Origin of the sequence: Cryobacterium sp. M91, from assembly GCF_002929615.1 — a bacterium.
In the GTDB taxonomy this organism is placed as follows: domain Bacteria; phylum Actinomycetota; class Actinomycetes; order Actinomycetales; family Microbacteriaceae; genus Cryobacterium; species Cryobacterium levicorallinum.
In genome coordinates this window covers 1-2,130 of the sequence record NZ_PJJT01000016.1, presented here as the reverse complement: position 1 = coordinate 2,130, position 2,130 = coordinate 1, and the positions used below count along the sequence as shown (strand labels likewise).

The window sequence follows — 2,130 nt, the reverse complement described above, 5'->3', positions numbered from 1 at the left end:
GACGGCCCGCCAAGCTGTACCGTCGTGCGGTCAACGAAATCGCCGTGTCCGTTCCGGACCGGCACTACGCTCTGGCCGGAGAGCTGTTGGTCTCTGCCATTGAGCAATCTGATCGCACCGGGAAGCCCGCCCAGGAGTCGCTCGCTCGGGTGTCCGAAGAACACGGTCGTGCATTGGGCACGAGTGCCGGCTCATTGGATGCGGTACTGCAGTCAACCGGATATGAGCCTGTGGATGATGGTGATGGCGGACTGCTTCTTCACAACTGCCCATTCCACCAGCTGGCGAAGGGCCACACCGAGACCATCTGCGCGGCCAACCTCGCCCTACTGGAAGGGGTCGCGGAGGGTGCGGGGGAGCGCGCGCGCAAGGTCCAATTCGCGCCAAAAGACGGATACTGTTGCGTGCGTATCGTCCGGACTGCCGAGTAGGCGGAGGGCTTTGTCCCTCCGTCGGTCTTTCCGGTCTATCCGTGGGTCGTGAACGTCATCACCCAACGCCTCCAGTGGTCTCGTTAACACCTCGCTCCCGAAGAGCGGTTGTGACCGCCTGGTTGTAAGGACGACTAATTTCACGGCGTCGTTTTGTATCCGGAAGTGAAGTCCCGACGTGATTGTGCTTTGGTGAACATTCTCTTTTGTGAGCTGTCCTCGCAACGGGATCAGTCGCATTGTCTGGAAATACAGTTCGGTGCGGTCTTTGGGTTGATGGTCATATCATCAAGAGAGGCCTTAAGCAGGTCAAGACGTTCGTTGAAGCCCTAACAACCACACTGGTAGCTGACGCAATGACGTCATATTTTATCTTCTATCCTCGTACCACGAAAGGACACCATGCACGTCTCCGAGACACTCCGCACGAACTTGCAGTCCGTTCTTGTCGACCTGATTGCGCTGCATTTGCAGGGCAAGCAGGCGCACTGGAACATCGTTGGACCGAACTTTCGTGATCTGCACCTGCAGCTCGATGAAATCGTCGGGGAGGTGCGTGAATTTTCTGATCAATTGGCCGAACGCTTGCGCGCCCTCAACGCGCAGCCCGACGGGCGCATCGAAACCGTCACCGCGACCACGCACTTGCCGAGCTTTCCCGCCGGCGAGGTACTCACCACGGATGCGATCAGCCTCATTACGGAGTGCCTGAACCTCACGGTGGAGAACATGCGGGTCGTGCACGATGACGTCGACGAGGAAGATCCCACCAGCGCCGATATTCTCCACCTTTTCATTGAAAAGTTGGAGCAGTACGCCTGGATGGTCAGCGCCGAGAATCGGCAACCGCAATCGGCGGCGCAGACCCAAGCCCAAGCCCAAGCTCAGCGGGCTTAATTTCAACGAGCTGATCCGTATCATAGCCGAGGACAGTGACTTTCCGGAGCATCCTTGGTGCGTCATTCTTCCCGAAGGCCCCGAAAACGACTGCTTCAGCGCCCAGGAGGCTGCTCTGAGTGGAAGATGTGGTGAGAACTCGTGTGCTCAGGATATTCTCCAACCCGGCTCTCGCTGCTCGCAAAGCAATAATGACGTTCTTTATCGCCTTCGGAAGATGTCAACCTTTATGAGTCAGTTTCTTTAGGCGGTCATTGAGTTCGTTTCTTCCTTCTCGGGTTCGTTGATCTAGGACGTCATCGGGAATGTGGGTGGCTGCGGGTGCTGCCGAACGAAGCGCTCAGGGTGCTCGGTAGAAGCCGTTTGAGAACGCGGGAGCGAGCGTGCTGAATAGCCGGTGCGCGGCCGTGGTGAACGTTGGCTAGAAAGCGTCCTTTACACGAAAGATGGCTAGTGGCGCAGTGGCCCACGACTGTTCGAGGGCGGTTCTCAGAGCAGATCAGGTGCCTACAAGCTGGGCCGCCCGTAACCTTGACGTTGAGACCGATTGTTGGGGAGGTTGCATTATGGTTGCGAAACCGGACGTACATGTTCGACGCGTGTATGACGAGGCTGAGGAGCAGGACGGAGTCCGGGTCCTGGTGGATCGCATCTGGCCACGCGGCATGACGAAGGTCAAGGCGGCACTGGACGAATGGTGCAAGGACGTGGCCCCGTCGACGGCACTACGAAAGTGGTACAGCCACGACCCAGCCAAGTTCGAGGAATTCGCTCGACGCTACGGTGCCGAACTGGAACACGT

At 58.0% G+C, this 2,130-nt stretch carries 2 protein-coding genes and 1 pseudogene; all 3 read left to right on the top strand.

Annotated features, from left to right (window positions below):
* Positions 1 to 431, top strand: a pseudogene (locus tag CXY80_RS19250) (transcriptional regulator); the annotation flags it as partial.
* 402 nt (positions 432 to 833) lie between these two features.
* Positions 834 to 1,328 (top strand): Dps family protein, encoded by a 495-nt coding sequence (locus CXY80_RS00125; RefSeq protein ID WP_104131119.1) that lies wholly within the window; start codon positions 834 to 836, stop codon positions 1,326 to 1,328.
* Positions 1,329 to 1,894: 566 nt separating this feature from the next.
* Positions 1,895 to 2,130: DUF488 domain-containing protein (locus tag CXY80_RS00120; RefSeq protein WP_199182187.1), on the top strand; the 236-nt coding region annotated here is incomplete at its 3' end.